Origin of the sequence: Mesorhizobium sp. M1409, from assembly GCF_040317535.1 — a bacterium.
GTDB lineage: Bacteria > Pseudomonadota > Alphaproteobacteria > Rhizobiales > Rhizobiaceae > Mesorhizobium.
This window is the reverse complement of record NZ_JAMYKV010000008.1, coordinates 58959-77397: the sequence shown is the minus strand read 5'-3', so window position 1 is coordinate 77397 and position 18439 is coordinate 58959. Positions and strand designations below refer to the sequence as shown.

Genomic DNA, 18439 nt, shown 5'->3' with positions numbered 1-18439 from the left:
GACCCTGCATGTGCCTCGAGCGCCAGACCTAATTTCGGTACTCTAATGTTCGAGCCTGTGGCAAAGTGGCTTGAGCGGGCGCCTGGCGGTGTGCCGTAGAGGGCGCTTGAGAAGCGCTTGGTGGCAAATTGAACGATGTCGCCCTTCCCGTTGAAAGCTTCGGCGTAAGCCACAAAGGCTGTGTCCGCGAGCACAATGAGGACAGCTATCTGCTCGAGCCACGAACCGGCCTCTGGGTGGTGGCCGACGGAATGGGCGGGCATGAGGCCGGAGAGGTCGCCTCGGCCAGCATTGTCGACCACCTGGCGACGATCGGCATCGCAAGCTCCGCGCCGGATTTGCGGGCGCGTTTCGAGGACAGGCTGAGCCGGGCCAATGCCGAGATCCGCGGCATATCGGAATCTCGCGGCATAACCATCGGTTCAACCGTAGCCGCCCTGTTGGCGATGGACGGACGGTTTGCCTGCCTGTGGGCGGGTGATAGCCGGGTTTATCTGATCCGCAACGCCTCGATCTCGCAGATTTCGAAAGACCACACCGAAGTCCAGGAACTCCTCGATCGAGGCATGATCACCGCAGCCGAGGCGCTCACCTGGCCACGCCGCAATGTCATCACCCATGCGGTCGGCGTCAGCGACGAATTCGTCATCGATTTCCAGCAAGGCGAACTGATGCCGGGGGACATTTTTGTGTTGAGCACCGATGGGCTGACAGCGCATGTCACCGACGCGGAGATCGAGGCCGCTGTAGTATCGGCGACACCTCAGGCGGCGTGCGAAAATCTGCTGGAAACGGTGCTGACGCGGGGCGGAACGGACAATGTCACCATTGTGCTGGTGAAGATCGGCAACGAGCGCAACGGACAATCGCTCCACCCTGATTTGTCCAGTGCGGAGGGCCAAGGCTAATGAGCGCCGACGACAAGACGCGAATATCGCCGCAGGTGGCCGACACCGCCGTAGGCACGCAACTCAGCGGCATCTATGAACTTGACGAGCGGATCGCATTCGGCGGCATGGGCGAGGTCTACCGTGGCCACAACATCCAGACCGGAGACCACGTCGCGATCAAGATCGTTCTGCCCGAGTTTGCCCGCGACCAGACGATCCTGTCCTTGTTCCGCAAGGAGGCCTCGATCCTCAACCACCTGTCGCATGATGCGGTCGTGCGATACCACGTCTTCACGATCGATCCGGGGATCGGCCGTCCCTACCTTGCCATGGAATTCGTCGACGGCGAGTCGCTGTTCGACATCATGCGGCGTGGGCCGATGCCGACGGAAGAGGTGTGCAAGCTCTGCCATCGCCTCGCATCCGGCCTGAGCGCCGTACATCAGGCGGGAGCAATCCATCGCGATCTCTCGCCGGACAATATCATCCTGCCAGGGGGCCGGGTCGACCGCGCAAAGATCATCGATTTCGGCATTGCGCGATCAGCGACCGTAGGCGGGGAGACGCTGATCGGCGGAAAGTTCGCAGGAAAGTACAACTACGTTTCGCCCGAACAGCTCGGCCTGTACAGCGGCGACGTCAGTGAACAGTCCGACATCTACAGCCTTGGGCTGGTGCTGGCCGCCGCTCTGCGCGGCAAACCGATCGACATGAGCGGATCGCAGTTCGAGATCATCGAAAAGCGCCGGGTCGTGCCTGATCTCTCCGACATCGACGACGATTTTCGTGGCATTGTTGAATCCATGCTGCAACCGGATCCGCGAGACCGGCCAGTCAGCATGGCGGACATCGCCAGAATGACACGTGGCGAAGACGAAGGAACGATGCCGCCGACGTCCAGGACACCCCGGGACCGGCCGGCTTTGCCGCCAGCCGGGCAAACCCTTGCTCCTGATCCCCAGGGCCAGCCGCAGCCGTCCAATGTCGCGGGACACAAGGCGCCGACGGCAACAGGCCCGGGCGAGCAGCGCTTCGTCCCGCATGTCCGGCCCGCGCATTTGTCCGACCCGCGGCCCTCGCCGGTCGCCGGTCCTCCACGCGCGGTCACGGCGGATGTGTCCGGAAAATCCACGAAGACCCGAACCATCGCGATCGCTGCCTTGGCGACGCTGGCTGTCGCTTCAAGCGCGAGCCTTTATCTGAGCGGCTTCATGACGCCTGCTACGCCAACTGTCGGCAAGACGTCGCTTTCCGCGCCCGAACCGACAAAGCCTGTACCGGAAACGTCGAAGCCAGACCCCACGGACAAAGTCGCGAACGCCCCTGAACCTGCAAAGGCAGTTCCGCCCGCGCAGCCGGAGGCCAGCGTACCGCCGGCTGAAGATCAGCCAGATGCCGCGGGGGCTCAAAAGCCGCAGCCGGCCAAGCCCGCCGCGCGGACCGAGGAACCCCCGAAGCCATCCGCGACGGACACGCAGCCGTCCGAAAAGACATCGCCGGCAATCCAACCGGATACGATGGCCAACGACAGCCAAATCCAGGCTTCGCCGCCTGGCACGACCGCTCCAGTCCCACCAGCGGCCGAGAAGCTCTCAACGCCGCCGGCGGCCCAGCCAGAGGTTGTGGGGAGCCAAAAGCCCGAGCCACAGATCAGCCAGCCCACGGCGACCGAGCCGGCGCCCACGAACCAGACGGATGTCGCGAACGCCGAGAACCAAAAGGCGATGTCACCGGCAACCAAACAGCCAGACCGACCTGTCGTCGCATTGAACGTGCCCAAACCAGCGATCCCGCCGGTGGCCGACGACATCGCGCAACGAGTCTCCTGGGTTCGCGACTTCAGCGGTGGCGACTGTTTCTACGCGACCATGACGTCGTCAACCGACACGGCCGCCGCGATCGAGGGATTTGGAACGGCGGTCCAGCCATTCGAACGGATGCTGGGCGATTTCCAGGCAAAATTCCATGTCGAGCCGGACATCAGCGTCCGTCTCATCGAGCCGAGCCAATGCGAAGTCACCAACTTTCTGCGTTTTCTGGGGCAGCCCGCGGCGGACAAGCCGCAGCTTGTTCTCGACCGGACGTCGGTGCCGAATGGTACGCCGATCAGCGGCACGCTGGTGACGCGTGGCGGGCTCATTTCCAGCGTGCTGCTGATCGATCACAAAGGCATGGTGTTCAATCTCGAGGACCGCATCGTCGCACAATCGGACAAGGCTACCTTCAGCATCCCGATTGGTCTCGGCGCCGCCGACAAGGCCGCCGGAAAGGCCGTGCCGCAGATCATAATGGTGATCACGGGGCCGCAGGATATTCAGGCGGCTGCGTTCTCCACACCGACGCCAGCCTCGGTGCTGCTGCCCAAAATTCTCGAGGAAATCGAGACCGACGGATCTCAGTTTTCAGCCAGTGCCAAGTATTTCCGACTCGGCGGATAGCATGGGCGCCCGATGGAACTCCGCTCGTGTTTGCCCCACTCGTCCGCCGACTTGCCTGTAAGGCGGCGTGACCCGGTCCGAGCCGTGCTTGCGCTCGGGGGCCGCATGAAGCTCGCGGTCATCTCGGGCGCCGCGCTGCTGGCCGTGCTGTCATCCGGCGAAGCGCGCGCTGAATTCACGGTGTGCAATCAGACACTCGACGTCGTCAATCTCGCCGTCGGCCAGACGGTCGATAATGCGGACCAGACCGACGGCTGGTGGACCATCGGCGCAAATCAATGCGTGAACGTCATCCGCGAGGAACTGACGAACCGCTACATCTACATCTATGCAACGGACGTCTTCGGCCACGCGATCCTGACAGGGTCGACCGAGATGTGCATCGAACGACGACGTTTCTCGATACGCGGCATCGACGAATGCTGGCAGCGTGGCCATATCGCGGCGCAATTCCTTGAAGTCGATACGCTCGAACAGGTGCGGTGGACGTTCTTCCTGACCGGAAGCAGCCAGTGACGCACAGTATCGACACGAGCTTCAGGCAGAAGAAGCGGGCGCGCCTTGCGCTTCGCAGACGCACGCGCTGGCGCCGGCTGCTTGCCGGTCTTGCGGCGATTGTCATGCTGTCGATCGCCGTGGGCTTCTACCTCACCGCGGACTATTGGTCGTTCGGCGACGAAGACGAAGAACTTCACGCAGTCGAAGGGGTGGACGACGTGCCGGCCGATGCATCGGTCTATGTGCCTGCCATCATCGACCTTGCCGGGGACCCAATGTGGATTACCCTTGCCCCCGACGCCGACACCACGTCGAAAGGCCATTCGATCGCGAGGCCCGCGGATCTCGATCAGGCCGGCGTTTCTCCGCAGATCGAAATCCTGTCGGATGTGATGCTCAGCGCCAGCGAAAAATTCATGACGACGATACCGTCGACGCAGGAGGACTTCGCTTTCTTCCAGGCGCAACGGCAGACCGCCCCGCCACCGTCCAACGATCTGCGGGACGATCTTCAGCCGCCCGCGGGGGACCTGCAGAACGATCTTCAGCCCTCGCCTGCCCCCAACGAGGCTCCGCCCGCCGCGGGACAGCAGATGGGCACCGACGATCCCGAAGCCGGCTGGGGTGAAACGATCGATGCAGGCGAGGCAGCCCTTCCCGCATTCCAGAAAACACAGATCGAAAACAACACGAGTGTCGCAACCGTCGCGAATGAGTACCAGCGGTTCGAGGCAACAGAAGACACGTTCGTGAAAATCCTCAACGACCGGAGTTTGGATAGTGTCGCGCTCGATGCCCATTTTTCGGCCGACGACGCCAAACTGGCGGGGGAAGCGATGAAGGCGCTTTTCAACCGGGAAGGCCTGGAACCGGGTTATGTCGTCGCCATGCGCGGTTTCAGGCCGACGCGCGAGACGACATCGATGTCGCTCATGCAGGTGTCGATCTACGCCAAGAACGTCTTTGTCGGCACGCTGACGCGCAATGCAGCGGGCGTTTTCGTATCGGGTGTCGATCCTTGGGTCCGGGAAGATCTGTTCAACTATTCGGGCGCGCCGGAGGAAGGCACTCACAAGCGGCAGTATCGCCTCCTCGACGCAATCTATTCGACGGCGGCACGCAATAAGGTTCCGACCGGCGTAATCGGCGAAGCGATCATGTACCTGTCGAGAGGACAGGATCTGGACGCCTTCGCCAGCGAGGACCAGCGCCTCGTCCTGATCTATTCGCAAACGCCGCGCGGCAAAAGCGAGACCGACGGACGCGTGCTGTATGTCGGTGTGCAGGGTACTGAAAGGAGTCTCGAATGCTTTGTCTTCCAGCAGAGTGACGGTCAGTTTGCATGCGTTACCGGCGATGATCAGGTTCGCTCGCTGACGGTCACCAATGGCATGGTCACGCCGGTCAACGGGGTCATGACATCCACCTTCGGCCCACGCAAGCACCCAATTCTGGGCGTGGTTCGCATCCACAAGGGCGTCGATTGGGCGGCCCCCGTAGGCACGCCGATCGCAGCCGCCTTCGACGGCGAGATCACCTTCCAGGGCGACGGCGGCGGTTATGGCAATTTGGTGAAGATTGCGCATGCCAACGGGCGCGAGACGCGCTACGCGCATATGCAGAAATTCGCAATCGCAAGCGGTGTCGGCACGAAGGTGAAAGCCGGTGACATCATCGGCTATATCGGCACCACCGGCCTGTCGACCGGGCCGCATCTGCATTTCGAACTCTATCTGAACGGCGAGGCGATCGATCCGCTGGGCACGGTGACGGCCGTCGCGGTCGCAACGAACGATACTGCCGTCGAAACGCTGACCGACCGTATCGTTCATGTCGAAAGTGGTGGCAGCGCCCGCGCCAAGAACCCAAATTCTTCAGCGACCGGTGCCGGCCAATTCATAACAAAGACCTGGATCCGGATGATGAACACCTACCGCCCAGAACTTGCGCGAACGCTGTCGACGGCCGACCTGCTCGCTCTGCGCTACGACGCCACGATCTCGCGCGAGATGGTGCGAAATCTGGCGCGAGAAGGCGAAGCCTATCTTCGGGCACGCGGCCATCAGATCACAGCCGGCCGGCTCTATCTCTGCCATTTCCTGGGAATGGAAGGCGCGCATCAGGTGCTGTCGGCGTCGGGTGCGGCGCAACTGAGCGCCGTGCTCGGGTCTGCCGTCATTCAAGCCAACCCCTTTCTCACGGGCAAGACCGCCGGCTATGTCGTCGATTGGGCCGAAAGGAAAATGGGCCAAAAAATTGCTCGGGTCACGACTGACGCCAGTCCTCGGACAACGACAACGGAAATCCGCCAGACATCGCCTGAGTTCGAAAAATACAAGCAGGCCGTCACAGCCCTCAAAAGTTCAATTCAGAATACGATCTGAGCCACGCCGTCGCGGCATGGGCCTCTCAGACTATTGGTGCTCCCGTTGCCAAGTGTTAATATAGGCAACTTTTTTTGGGCTTTGTGAACCAAAACGGTGGCCAGGGTCACATATGCCCAAGAGTCATTTTTGGCATAAGCGACCTTGTCGCTGACGAAATTTAGCATGCGCAGACATCAATAGTGCGCCCTGGTGGGCGGAGGGTTGGTCCATGAAAGCGTTCGCTGTCTTTCTGAGCGGGATTATCCTGTTTTTCCTTGCCGCGTTCGGCGCCCAGGCTGCCACGCCTGACGCCAAACGCGTCGCGCTGGTGATCGGCAACAGCAAATACGTTCATGCTGTTACCTTGCCCAACCCCGCCAACGATGCCCACCTGATCGCATCGACGCTGCGCAATGCCGGGTTCGAGGTGATCGAGGGGGTCGACCAGGACAATGCAGGCATGCATAGCCTCATCAGCCGGTTCACCGAGCAATCCTACGATGCGGACCTCGCGGTCATTTTCTATGCCGGTCACGGCATGCAGGTCGACGGCAAGAACTACTTGATACCGGTCGACGCCGAATTGACCACGCCAGCCTATCTCAAGACCCGTACGATCCAGATCGACGATTTCATGGCCGCGTTGCCGCCGGACCCGGCAATTGGCGTCATCATACTCGATGCCTGCCGCGACAATCCGCTGGCAAGGACACTGGCGGCCTCGCTGCCGAAAAGCCGCTCCACCTCGTTGGGCACCGGCCTGGCGCCAGTCGAAGCAAAATCGGACGGCATTGGAACCGGCGGCCTGCTGATTGCCTATGCAACGGATCCGGGCGCCATCGCATTCGACGGCAACGGGGTCGACAGTCCTTACTCAACGGCGCTTGCCAGGCATCTGACCGAACCCGGCGTGGAAATCCAGAGCGCGCTGACGCGCGTGCGCGGCGAGGTGACCGAAACCACGCAAGGTCGCCAGAGGCCGTGGCACAACGCATCGCTGGGACGCGAGGTTTTCCTGGGAAAGCCCGCCTCGGCAGCGGCGCCTGCTACAAATCCAGTGGCCGACGCGTCGAACGCCGCGGCGGCATCGACACCCGCCCCTGTTGCCAGTGATCCTCCCTCCTGGGAAGTCGAGCAACGCCTTTGGGATGAGGCTTCTAAGCGCAATTCAATTCCGTTCTACGAGGCCTATCTCGACCAGTTTCCCAACGGCCGCTTCGCCACCGTGGCACGGCTGAACATCGACGAATTGAACGACCCGAAAGCTCAAAACCGGCAGGTCGCTGCGCTCGATACGGACCAGGCGAACGCCAGTTCCGGCTCTGCCGTGCGCACCTCGGTGGGCGTTTCGGACGAGATAAAACAAACTCCGGGTACCGAGTTGACGGAAGGTGCGATCGGCCTTGATCGCCAAGGACGTATCGATCTGCAATTGCGCATCGAAGCGTTGGGCAACGAGCTTGGCCGCATCGACGGAAACATAGGCCCGCAGACCCGTCAGGCGATCGGCATCTGGCAAGCAAAGAACGGTTTGCCGCAGACCACCTATCTGACGCGCGAGCAACTGTCGTTCCTCGTGATCCAGACAGATCCGATGATGGAAGCGGTGCGCGCCAGATATGCTGCCGATCAGGCCCGCGCGACGCAGCCGAAGCAGCGGGTGGTAAAGAAGGTCCGCACGCAGAGACCGGTGGCACAGAAACCCCGCAAGCAACAGCAGGTCGTTCAGAGGCAGCGCAACCGCGACACCGTGGTGCGGCAGGATGATCCGCCGCCGCCGCAGGACAATAACGACTTCCTGACCAAGGCGCTGATCTTCGGCACCGGTGTGGCTGTGGGCGGCGTGCTCAAGAACTGACCACCGGCGTACCAAGGCCTATTGGGCACGGTTTCTGGCGGTACTCAGCAGCTGGCGCGCTATTGCGTCTTTATCCGCATTTCCACGCGGCGGTTGGCCGGATCGTACGGGTTAGGGCTGCGCGGATTTTTTTCGCCCATGCCGATCGGGTTGATGCGGGTGGCTTCGATACCGCTGGCCGTCAGGTAGGCTGCCACCGATTGCGCTCGTCGTTGCGACAGGCCTTCGTTGTAATGCACCGTGCCGGTGGCGTCGGTGTAACCCTCGACGACGAAACTGAAGGTGCTTAGCCGCTGGTCCTTCAGGGCCGTGGCGAACTGGTCGAGTTCACTACGCGCTGTCGCGTCGAGTTCAGCCGAATCCAGCCCGAAATTGATCAGCATATCGAGGCTGGATTTTTCTGCCGGCGCGTCTTTCGCCTTGCTCTTGCTTTTGCATTCCTCCTCGGTGCCGACACAAATTCCACGCGACTTGCCGAGGTCGGCGGCACCAGCAAAAAACTTCACGATGTCTTGTGATTTCTGAACCGGGTCGGCGTAAGCGTGGGTCGAGAAAAACACGACCGCCAACACAAAGGCTGAACTGCCCCACTGCATAGCGGTTACTCCTGTTTGAGCATCCGATTTCGATGGTCGTGATCATACCAAACTCCGGGGCAATTGTCTGTCGATAAACGCCAGGGGATACGGCGGCGCCGGCAGTTGTTGCAGCGTCGCCGGTTGAGACTTGACCCGCGCCGCGCCTGGGGCTTGAGTGGCCAAAGCTCCTCGATGGAAGCGTAGCGGTCATGGCCAACGGGCTCCGATTCAAGACGGCACGGGATCTCTTCATGGCTTGTCCCGCTGTTGCCCGGGACATGGGAACCCTTCCAACCGAACAGCACTCGGTCGCGTTTTGCCGCGACCTCCTCGCCGGGCGCGTTCCCGAGGAAGCGATTACCTTCTGTGCCTACCTGCTTCCCGAGCGGGCCGCAGTCTGGTGGGCGCATGAATGCCTGAGCCACCTGACGGACCTGCTCCATGAGGCCGATCACGAATTGCTTGCGCATGTTCGTGACTGGGTGGGTGAACCGGACAGTCCACATCATCGGGCGACAATCAGCACAGCCGCGGCGACACCGCCAACGACCCCGGTCGGCTGGATCGCTTTGGCCGCGGGATGGCGTGACAATGGCTCGGCCATGGCGCCGACGATGGTATCGGCCTTGCAGCCATTTCCTGCCGCCCATGCGGTCAATGCCGGTGTTCTTGCCGGGCTGGCGCGTGTCGCACTGGCGGACCGCTTTGCCGTTCTTTCAGCGTTTGTCGAAATGGGCATCCAGATGGCCGAGATCGAGGCGCTGCGCCAATCAGCGAATGCATAATAGATCACCCGATAGAACCGGATGGGCGATGCCATCACCCTTACCGGCCTACTTGCAGCCACCCTGGGCCCATTTGGCGAGCGCCACCTTGAAGCGTGTTCCCAGCGGATGTTGCAGGCGCAAAACAGAGACATCGTTGGCGGCGAAATTTTTCGCCTGATCGCACAGCCGGGCCTCGTTCCATTCATGGCAGCCGTCGCAGTGCTTGCCCTCCCAAACCGACTTGTCCAATCCCTCGACCGGGCTGAACAGGGGCTTGCCTTTGATCAGCTGGGCAATGCTCTTGCCGTCGATTGCCGGATCGCCGAAATCGATCGGATGGTCGAAGAGGATCGGTGCATCCGATGCCAGCTTGGGGATTTTCTGACGCAACACGTCGAGCGCAAGCTGATCGTCGCTCTGGCCTGACGCACTTGCCGCGCCGGTGTTGCGCGCGTCGGATCCGCCTTCGGTCTGAGGCGCACTCGCCTCACCCACGATCAACGGTGCATCGAGATCGACCTTGTGCAGGACGACTTCCCTGGTCAGCGAAAGGTTGATCCAGGGACTCTGCTTGCCGGCGGTTGCATTGAAGACGTCGCTGGCAACTCTGTTCATCGCTTCGGTAATGGTGACATTGGATGCGCCGATATGCCGGAGCAGCGCCGAGGTGAAAGGCGAATGTTCGCCCGATCCGTCAAACGCCAGTTGATTGGGACTGGCGGCGAAAGCGACGAGGGTGCCGGCGCCACCATTCTCGATAGGAATCTCCGCAAGGCCGCTGCTTGCACTGTTGACTCCCGCGGTCCTGGCCAGCACCTCGGCGAGGGGATTGTTGCGGCATGCGTCGAGAAACACCAGCCTTATGCTGGTCTCGCGCGACATCTGGAGCAGAATGAAATCAACCGGCACAGCCTCGAAGTCGAGGGAGGTCTCGTCCTCCAGCGCGGCGTCGACCGGAAGCAGATAGTTCTTGCCCGAAACCTGCAAGCCGTGACCGGCGTAGAAGAACAGCGCGATGTCGGCACCACGCACCTGTTTTGCGAATTGAGCGATCGTCGCCTGCGTCCGCGGCTTGGTCAGGTCGAAGCCGGAAACCACCTCGAAGTCGAGCTTCTCTAGGCGCTCGGCCATGGCCTGGGCATCGCGCACCGGGTTGGCGAGCGGCGGCGCGTGCTCGTACTGGGAGTTGCCGAGGACAAGTGCTACGCGGCGCTCGGCACTGGCGGCCGTCAAAGTCAAAAGCAAGGCGAGCGCCGCAAGGCCGGTGGCGCGAAAGAGTCCGCCGCAACGGGCGATCAGATCGCAGCTCACCGCAACCTCAGAGCTTGGTGGCGGAAAACTCGATCCGCCGATTGAGCGCCTTGTTCTTGGACGTATCATTGGCGGCAACCGGCCGCTCCTCGCCATAGCCGGTCGCTGTGATCTGGCTGCGCGGAATGCCTGCGGCAACAATGGCATCGGCAACCGCCTGGGCTCTCCGCTCCGACAACTGCTTGTTCGCCTCCGGCGATCCATCGGAATCGGTATAACCGGAAACCTCGACCTTGAGGCTTGGGCATTTGCCGACGACACCCTCGACCTCTTCAAGCAGCGGCCGGCTCTTCGCATCGAGCCGCGCGCTGGCCGGCCGGAAGTAGATGGCGCCGGTGCGCGAAAGCACGGCGAACCTGTTCAGGCATTCCTCGTCGCTGAAGTTCGCCTTGGCGGCGTCGGTGGTAACGGGCCCCACTTCGGCCGAAGTCGCCGCGGCGGCCTGGGTGGCGGCCGGCTTGCTGCCGTCGGCGGTGAAGACGAAATCGAACGACACCGACGCGGTTGGCACGATGTTGGTCACATTGGCCGCCTGCTGGAGCTTGTCGACGTTGGGCAACAAGCCGAAATCCTCCACATGGACAGCGACCGGAGCCTCCGAAGCGACCGACACCATGTTATCGCTGATCATGGTGACGACGATGCTGGCCTCGAGATCCTTGTCGACGCCGTGCAGATTGAGACGGAAAGGCAGCGTCGACTTCACCCTGCGCTTTGTCGCGAGATCGGCGAATGCGGCGGGATCCACCTTCGCCGTCAGTTCGGCCGTCGGGTACTTGAATGTCTCGAAGAACAGGAAGCGCATGCGGACATTGCGCAGGTCGACACCGGTGTCGACCGAATTGAGGTCGAACGTGACCTTGGCATCACCCGCCGAGCTGAGCGTGCCGGTGATGTTCCTGATCTTGTTTGTCTCGACGATCGTGTTCTTCTTGACCGACTGGTAGGTGATGACTGAAGCTGTGGGATCGAGCGTCCAGTTCGGCGCGGCGCTGGCGGCTTGCGATCCGAGCAGCAGCAAGCCGGAAAGCGCGAGGATCAGGCCAAGACCTCGTGACGCGGGGCCTTTCGATGTTGTCTTCCACCAGAATGCGACGACTTCGTACATGGAACGCCCCTGCCCAGGACAACCGTATCGATACCGACACCAAGCAGGAGCATAGAGCACTTGCGGCTGGTTGGCGAGCAGTTGCGCCGATCGTCGCGAAAGCGTGAAAATATCGCTCGCGCTCGAGTTGCGGAATGGCGCACGGCGATTCTATGCCGAACCGCCGGGAACCAGAACGTCGGGGAACAATTCGTCGGCCTGGACATCGGTCCAGACTGACCTGCGGCATAGCAACAGGCGTCGATGCCACTTCTCCGATGCCCTCGCCCTGAGCCACCCCTACCCACCGTCACTCTTCCCTGAAAGCCCGCTGGATCTGATCGGCCAGCGGCTTTACGAGGTAGGAAAGCATGGTGCGGCTGCCGGTCGAAAAGAACACTTCGACCGGCATTCCAGGTGCCAGGGTCAGCCCTTTCAGCCTGGTGAGTTCCGTGCGCGGCAGGATGACATGCACGGTATAGAAACCCACGCCGCTTCGCTCGTCGATGCTGAGGTCCGCGGCGATCTTGCTGACCGTGCCATTCAGTTCCGGCGTTACGCGCTGATTGAATGCCGACAGCCGCAGGGTCGCGCTCTGTCCGGGCGTCAGTTGATCGATGTCCTGGGGCGCCACGCGCGCTTCCACCGTCAACGCGTCCGCCACCGGGACGATCAGCGTGACCAACTCGCCCGGGGAGATAACGCCGCCAACCGTGTGCACACCGAGCTGGTGGACCACGCCATCCTGCGGGCTGCGGATATCGATGCGTTTGAGCTGGTCTTCGGCCGAGACCTTGCGCTCGACGAATTCGGATATTTTTCCCTGGACGTCACGCAGCTCGCCGGCAACCTCGCTGCGCAAATCCTGATCGACCTGGATGATCTGCAGCCGGGTTTCCGCAATGCGGCCCTTGGCCTGGGCGATGGATGCGGTCAGTTGCCCGTGTTCGCCATCAAGCCGGACCGCGTCACGCTCCAGCGCCGTCATGCGGTCGATCGAGATGAGCTTCTTGAGCCACAATTTACGGATGCTTTCGAGTTCGGTGCCGATCAGCTTGATTTCCTGGCTCTTGGCCGCCCGCTGCTCCGTCAGACCGGACGACTCTTCGGAAAGCTGCGCGATGCGCTCTTCCAGTTGGGCCTTCTGGCCGGCGCGTGCCTGCCGGCGAAATTCGAACAGCGACTCCTCGCCGGCCATGGCGCGCGCGACGACGGCGTCATCCTGCCGTGAGATCAGCGAGGACGGAAAGACGATGCTGTCGTGGCCGTCGCGCTCGGCTTCGAGCCGGGCCAGGCGCGCGTCGAATTCGTCAAGCCCCTTGGTGACGATCGCCAGATTGGCCCGGGTCACGGTCTCGTCCAGACGGACCAGAACCTGGCCGGCTCGCACGACGTCTCCTTCCCGCACCAGGATTTCGCCGACGACGCCACCGGTTGGATGCTGGACCTTCTTGACACTGGAATCGACAACCAGCTTTCCCGAAGCAATGACGGCTCCCGAAAGCTCGGTGACGGCGGCCAGGCTTCCTGCGCCTCCGACAAGAAGAATGCAGGCCGCAACGCCGCCAAGCAGGTAGCGTCGAATGGTGCGGTCAATCGTGGATGCCGTGCCCTGCGCCATCAGGATGCAGTCTCCTCAGGCCCGGACACGACCTTCAGGGGAACTCCGCTCGAACGGGTTACCTTGTTCAGGACTTCGCTCTTCGGTCCGAAGGCCTGGACGCGGCCGTTTGCCATCACCAGAACCTGATCGAGGCTTGCGAGCGCGCTCGGCCGATGCGCCACGACCACGGCGATACCGCCGCGCGCGCGAACCCCCTGGATGGCTTCCGTCAACGCCGCTTCGCCCTCGGCATCGAGATTGGAATTCGGCTCGTCGAGGATGACGAGGAAGGGATCGCCATAGAGAGCCCGCGCGAGCGCCACCCTCTGCCTCTGGCCAGCCGACAGCGCCGACCCGGCCTCGCCGATCCGTGTCTCGTAGCCCTCCGGCAAATGCACGACGAGATCGTGAACACCGGCCGCCCGGGCCGCCGCCAGTATCTTGTCCGAAGCGGCCCGAGGCTCGAAACGCGCGATGTTTTCGGCGATGGTGCCGTCGAACAGCTGCACATCCTGCGGCAGATAGCCGATATGACTGCCGAGTTCTTCCGGCGACCACTGGTCGAGCGTTGCTCCGTCCAGCCTGACGGTCCCACGTGCGGGGAGCCATATCCCGGCAATCGCGCGCACCAGCGACGACTTGCCCGAAGCGCTCGGGCCGACGATGCCGAGCCCGGCGCCCTTCTCCAGCGCAAAGCTGGCGTCCTGGACGACAACGCGGCGTTCCCCCGGCGGCGTGACGCTGATGGTTTCGACCTTAAGAGCGGAGGTCGGCGCCGGCAGGTCTACGCTGGTTGCGGTTTCGGGAAGCAGTGCCAACAACTGGGTCAGCCGGGCCCAGGCCTGGCGGGCATTGACGAAGCCTTTCCAGTGCGCGATCGCCAATTCGATCGGCGCCAGCGCCCGGCCCAGCATGATCGAGCTGGCGATCATGATGCCGCCCGTCGCCTCCTGATGGATGACGAGCCAGGCGCCGATCGCCAGTATGCCCGATTGCAGCATCATGCGCAGTATCTTCGAGACCGTTCCCAGCGTGCCGGCCAGATCGCTGGCTTTCGCGTTGGTGCTGAGATAGTCAGCGTTGATGCCAGACCAGCGCTCGGCGATGCGCGAGCCAAAACCCATCGCCTGCAGAACCTCGACATTGCGGCGCGTCGCCTCCGCCAGCGTGTTGCGCGCGGCCGCCTGGCTGTTGGCTCTTTTGGCGGGCTCGCGCGTGCGGGCCTCGGCAAACAAGGTCAGGCCGAACAGAATGACGGCGCCGGCCAGTGCCGTCATGCCGATCCAGAAATGGAAGAGGAAACATATGCCGAGGTAGAGCGGCATCCACGGCAGGTCGAAAAGAGCCGTCGGTCCGACGCTCGACAGAAACGACCGCACCTGGTCGAGATCGCGCAGCGACTGCAAGCCATCGCCCGCCAGCTTGGTGCGCAAAGGCAGACGCATGAGGGCGGCATAGACCTGGCTGCTCATGCGCGCGTCGAGCGCCATGCCGATGCGCACCAGCAAGCGCGACCGGATGAGCTCGAGCACGCCCTGGAAAACGAACAGCGTGCCGGCAAATACCACAAGCCCGACGAGCGTCGGCACGCTGCGGCCGGGAATGACGCGATCATAGACCTGCAGCATGAAGAACGAGCCGGTCAGCGCCAGGATGTTGACCACGCCGCTCATCACCGCGATGCCGGAAAAGGCGCGGCGAAACGAAGCCAGAGCCGCCGCGAGGGTCGTTCGCGGCGGCTCTGATGGGGGGGACTGCGGCATCGCGTTCAAGTGCATTTCAATTCAGGCATCAAGCTGAACTCCAATTCGGACATCAAGCTGCGATGGACTGGAAATCGTCCTGATGCAGGTTCGCCAAAAGCGACGTTCTTCAGGGTTCGAGCAAACGGCACGCCAGTTCCGGCCCGCTCAAACCTGACACACATAAGATCAACACTGCCAAGCGTGGCGCGCCCGACACCATGAAATTCCCCGCCGCATTTCTGGGTTGAGGCGATCGCCGCGCTACCCCCGCAAGCAAAATCGCTAACACATCCGTGATGGCCTGTTAAGAGCCCGCTAAGAAACGGGTTAAGGAAATCTTCATTCTATTCATAAGAAGAATCTTATTTACACTTTTATGTATTGTACATGTATGGACAAGACTCATTTCGGCACGATGGAGCCAGACAACTCCCGACCGAGCCAAGTATTTATGCCGCTTGCCGTCGGCACGGCCATTGGCGACCCCAAGGGCAGTGGTGTGCCGGATGTTCATGCCGAAGGCTGCAGGGCAACTCCAACCTGCCTGGCAGTGGTGACCGAACTTGGCGAACGGCTGCAGGCCCTCAAGACAACAAAAACTGTGAATAATCGGCCTGCCGCGCCTTGGCGAATATCCGCATCACCTGGCATTTGTAGAAGCCTCGGCAGAGAATCAGTCGGGGTGGCGGGAGGCTGGTTGTGCCGGCACTCAACGCCCAGGTTCTGGATTTCTTCGACTGGTGGCTCGACGAACTGCGAGAGGTCTGGATTCGGCTTGCCGGCTTGCCATAAGCGACCAGTTAGATTTAGATGCTTCTTTGATCACTGCTTAATGAACGTGCCGGTGTAGGTCTGGTCGGCAAGCGTAACGGTTCCGGCCACGGTTCCCTCCGGCAGCATCACAAGACTGACGTCCGCGCCATTCGGTAGGCGCCCAAGTTTCAATGTCCTGCCCAATATTTTTCCAGCGCCGGCCGCCTCCCCCGGATTGTTGTCGCCCAGATTTCCCCACGCAAAGGTGACTGTCACTTGGCCATTCGGAGAAATCGTCTGCACAGCGACTTTGGCTTCAGATGTCCCCTCCAATCGTCCAGCCCACATGCCCGAAAATGCAGCGTACTTTGTCGGAACGCCCTTCGCAGGGGGAGTGATCGTCACGGATTGATCCACGATTGCCGAGTCAGGAGGAACCGCGCCGGGATCCAAGGCGAGTGGAGGAGGAACGGCAACAGCATCTGACGCAGGCTCGATAGTGGCGGATTGGGGCACTGCGGGAGCCGACTGGCAAGCGGCCAGGGCAAGAGCCAGGAAACCCAGCATCATGTTCCGCATCAAGTTCTCCACCTCGTTCCCAAGCTATCGATGGCGCCCAGACCCGCCGAATTGCACGTCATTCCACGCCACGGCCCGAGGGGATACCGCCGAGTGTTCGTTATTGCTCGCAGGCCTCTCACTCACACTCGACGTTTCAATCCATGATAACCAATTGATTTCGAAAGGCGATCTATTTTCGTTCGGCACAGATACCGCCGAACATACCGTAAAAGTCCCGTCAATCCGGCAACCACTCGACAGCGCCCCCTTGGAATTCACGAGCAAAGCGGCATGACCTCGGGCATTTACTCAAACGTCCAAGATCGGAAATCCCATGTAGCAGCCGCCTCATCAAGCGGCACGAGAATGCCGTCGTCTGGGGACGCTAGCCAGCATTCGCGGCAATTCTCTCATTTCGCGCGGGGCGGACGAATTCCTGCTCTTGCCAACAGGGAATTATTTGGCGACCAGCAGGGAAGTGCTGGATAGAGCAGTCAACGTTTGACCATCTTGGACAAAAAGCAGTGCTGCTTGCATTTGGCAAAAAGCCCCGCGACTGTCTCCAGTCGCGGGGCGTTGGGAGAGTTCTCTGGGAACCCTGTGGTTAAATTAAATGTTGGCGAGCAACTCGTTGACGCGGCTTTCCATGTCGGCAAGCGCGGCATCGACGTCCTTCTGGCCAGTGATCGCAGCGCTCATCTCTTCGCCGACAATGTCCTGGATCGCAAACTGACGCTGCACGGCTGACGGCAGCGGCCTGCCGAGATCGGCGACAGCGGCGATCGTGTTGCGATGCGGCAGTGCCTTGAAGGCGTCCGAGGTGATGATGGCCTTGTATGCCGGCAGATGGCCGGTGCGCGACCATTCGAAATCGTTGTCGGCGAAGAACTTCAGGAACTTGCCGATGGCCGCGGTCTGTTCAGGCGTGCGGTCTTTCTGCGAGACTGCCCAGGTGTGGCCATCGGCATATTGCGCATGGGCGCCGCCAAAAAGCTGCGGATAAGGGTAAACCGCGTAGCCGCCCTTGTTGAGCGCCGTACCCTTGGTTTCGGACTGGGCGTTGTTGTCGCCGACGACCCATGTGCCGTTGAGCTGAACGCCACCGTCACCGGCAAGAAAAGCGTTGATCGCGCCGCCGTAATCGAGATCCTTGGTGGTGTAGCCCTTGTCGAAGATCGCCTTGTACATCTCGACGACCTTCTTGGCTTCCGGCGTATTCAGCTTCACATGCTTCGGATCGGCAAAGAAGTCGGAATCCTGTTGAAAGAGATAGGTGTAGAGGTTGCGCGTGTAGAGTGCCGTCTCATTGGCCAGGTTCTGAACGAAGTAGGGCTTGCCGGTCTTCTGCTTGAACTGTTCGGCCTGGGCGAGCAATTCCTCGGGCGACTTCGGAAGCATCGGCGTGCCGTCGGCATTGACGAGGCCGGCCTGTTTGAAGAGATCCATGTTGATGTGATAGAGCATCGTCCAGCTGTCGATCGGCAGGCCGTAGATCTTGCCATCTTTAGTGGCGCCGTTGCGCGCTGCGTCCGTGAAAGTTTCAGGTGTGACGCCGACGGACTTCAAGAGATCGTCGAGCGGCATCAACAGCCCCTTGGACTGGTAGTCCGACAGCGCGGATTCATGGATCGTGACGATGTCCGGGGCATCGCCCGAAGCGAATTGCGCGGTCAGCTGGTCATAGCCCGGCCATTCCACGGTGCTGACGCTGACATGCACGTCGGGATTGTCGGCGTTGAACTTGTTGATCAGCGAGGTGATGATGCCGCATTCGCCAACAGCCTTGGCGACATCGGTGTTGGTGCCGAAATCGGCGTCGCAGGCACCGAAAAAGCGCTGTACCGTCAGCTCCGTCGCTGCAAAGCCTGGGCTTGCGAGCATCATTACCCCCGCGGAGACCGCGGCAAACAGTATTTTCTTCATTCTCATGTCAGTTCCTCCTACTGAGTTTCCGCCACTCCACACTGGATTGGCGTCATGCTTT

General features: G+C 61.5%; 13 protein-coding genes. 6 read left to right on the top strand and 7 right to left on the bottom strand.

Translation table 11 applies throughout. The features are described from left to right. The first annotated feature begins 128 nt into the window (after positions 1 to 128). The 5 genes from NKG99_RS09615 to NKG99_RS09595 all read left to right on the top strand — a co-directional run bounded on the left by NKG99_RS09615 (position 129) and on the right by NKG99_RS09595 (position 8050). Positions 129 to 908 carry a PP2C family protein-serine/threonine phosphatase gene (locus NKG99_RS09615; RefSeq protein ID WP_352866743.1) on the top strand — a complete coding sequence of 260 codons (780 nt, stop codon included), beginning with the start codon at positions 129 to 131 and terminating at the stop codon, positions 906 to 908. Continuing rightward, the gene (locus NKG99_RS09610; RefSeq protein ID WP_352866741.1) at positions 908 to 3328 is read left to right on the top strand and encodes a serine/threonine-protein kinase; all 2421 of its coding nucleotides are present in this window, start codon (positions 908 to 910) and stop codon (positions 3326 to 3328) included. Before NKG99_RS09615 ends, NKG99_RS09610 begins: the two co-directional genes overlap by 1 nt. Positions 3329 to 3433: 105 nt before the next feature. Then, positions 3434 to 3844, top strand: a complete 411-nt coding sequence (locus tag NKG99_RS09605) for a DUF1036 domain-containing protein (RefSeq protein WP_352866740.1) — start codon at positions 3434 to 3436, stop codon at positions 3842 to 3844. Then, positions 3841 to 6210: a M23 family metallopeptidase gene (locus tag NKG99_RS09600; protein ID WP_352866738.1), complete on the top strand. Its 2370-nt coding sequence runs from the start codon at positions 3841 to 3843 to the stop codon at positions 6208 to 6210. The genes NKG99_RS09605 and NKG99_RS09600 overlap by 4 nt, the downstream gene beginning before the upstream one ends. A 211-nt stretch (positions 6211 to 6421) precedes the next feature. Then, the gene (locus tag NKG99_RS09595; RefSeq protein ID WP_352866735.1) at positions 6422 to 8050 is read left to right on the top strand and encodes a caspase family protein; all 1629 of its coding nucleotides are present in this window, start codon (positions 6422 to 6424) and stop codon (positions 8048 to 8050) included. A gap of 59 nt (positions 8051 to 8109) precedes the next feature. Here the strand turns inward: NKG99_RS09595 and NKG99_RS09590 are convergent, their stop codons facing one another. Next, on the bottom strand, positions 8110 to 8646 hold the full coding sequence (locus tag NKG99_RS09590) for an OmpA family protein (protein ID WP_352866734.1): 537 nt from the start codon (positions 8644 to 8646) through the stop codon (positions 8110 to 8112). A gap of 191 nt (positions 8647 to 8837) precedes the next feature. Between NKG99_RS09590 and NKG99_RS09585 the strand changes: the two genes are divergently transcribed. Then, positions 8838 to 9413 (top strand): DUF6931 family protein, encoded by a 576-nt coding sequence (locus NKG99_RS09585; RefSeq protein WP_352866732.1) that lies wholly within the window; start codon positions 8838 to 8840, stop codon positions 9411 to 9413. 48 nt (positions 9414 to 9461) lie between these two features. Here NKG99_RS09585 and NKG99_RS09580 read toward each other — a convergent pair whose 3' ends face one another. From NKG99_RS09580 to NKG99_RS09555, 6 genes are all read right to left on the bottom strand, one after another. Then, positions 9462 to 10706: a caspase family protein gene (locus NKG99_RS09580; protein WP_352866730.1), complete on the bottom strand. Its 1245-nt coding sequence runs from the start codon at positions 10704 to 10706 to the stop codon at positions 9462 to 9464. A 7-nt stretch (positions 10707 to 10713) separates the two neighbouring features. Continuing rightward, on the bottom strand, positions 10714 to 11814 hold the full coding sequence (locus tag NKG99_RS09575; RefSeq protein WP_352866728.1) for an OmpA family protein: 1101 nt from the start codon (positions 11812 to 11814) through the stop codon (positions 10714 to 10716). A gap of 289 nt (positions 11815 to 12103) precedes the next feature. Further along, on the bottom strand, positions 12104 to 13414 hold the full coding sequence (locus NKG99_RS09570; protein ID WP_352866726.1) for an HlyD family type I secretion periplasmic adaptor subunit: 1311 nt from the start codon (positions 13412 to 13414) through the stop codon (positions 12104 to 12106). Beyond that, positions 13414 to 15159: a type I secretion system permease/ATPase gene (locus NKG99_RS09565; RefSeq protein ID WP_352866894.1), complete on the bottom strand. Its 1746-nt coding sequence runs from the start codon at positions 15157 to 15159 to the stop codon at positions 13414 to 13416. Before NKG99_RS09565 ends, NKG99_RS09570 begins: the two co-directional genes overlap by 1 nt. Before the next feature lie 804 nt (positions 15160 to 15963). Next, complete coding sequence (locus NKG99_RS09560) at positions 15964 to 16473, bottom strand: hypothetical protein (RefSeq protein ID WP_352866723.1); 510 nt, start codon at positions 16471 to 16473, stop codon at positions 15964 to 15966. A 591-nt stretch (positions 16474 to 17064) separates the two neighbouring features. Beyond that, on the bottom strand, positions 17065 to 18378 hold the full coding sequence (locus tag NKG99_RS09555; RefSeq protein WP_352866893.1) for an ABC transporter substrate-binding protein: 1314 nt from the start codon (positions 18376 to 18378) through the stop codon (positions 17065 to 17067). Positions 18379 to 18439: the final 61 nt, after the last annotated feature.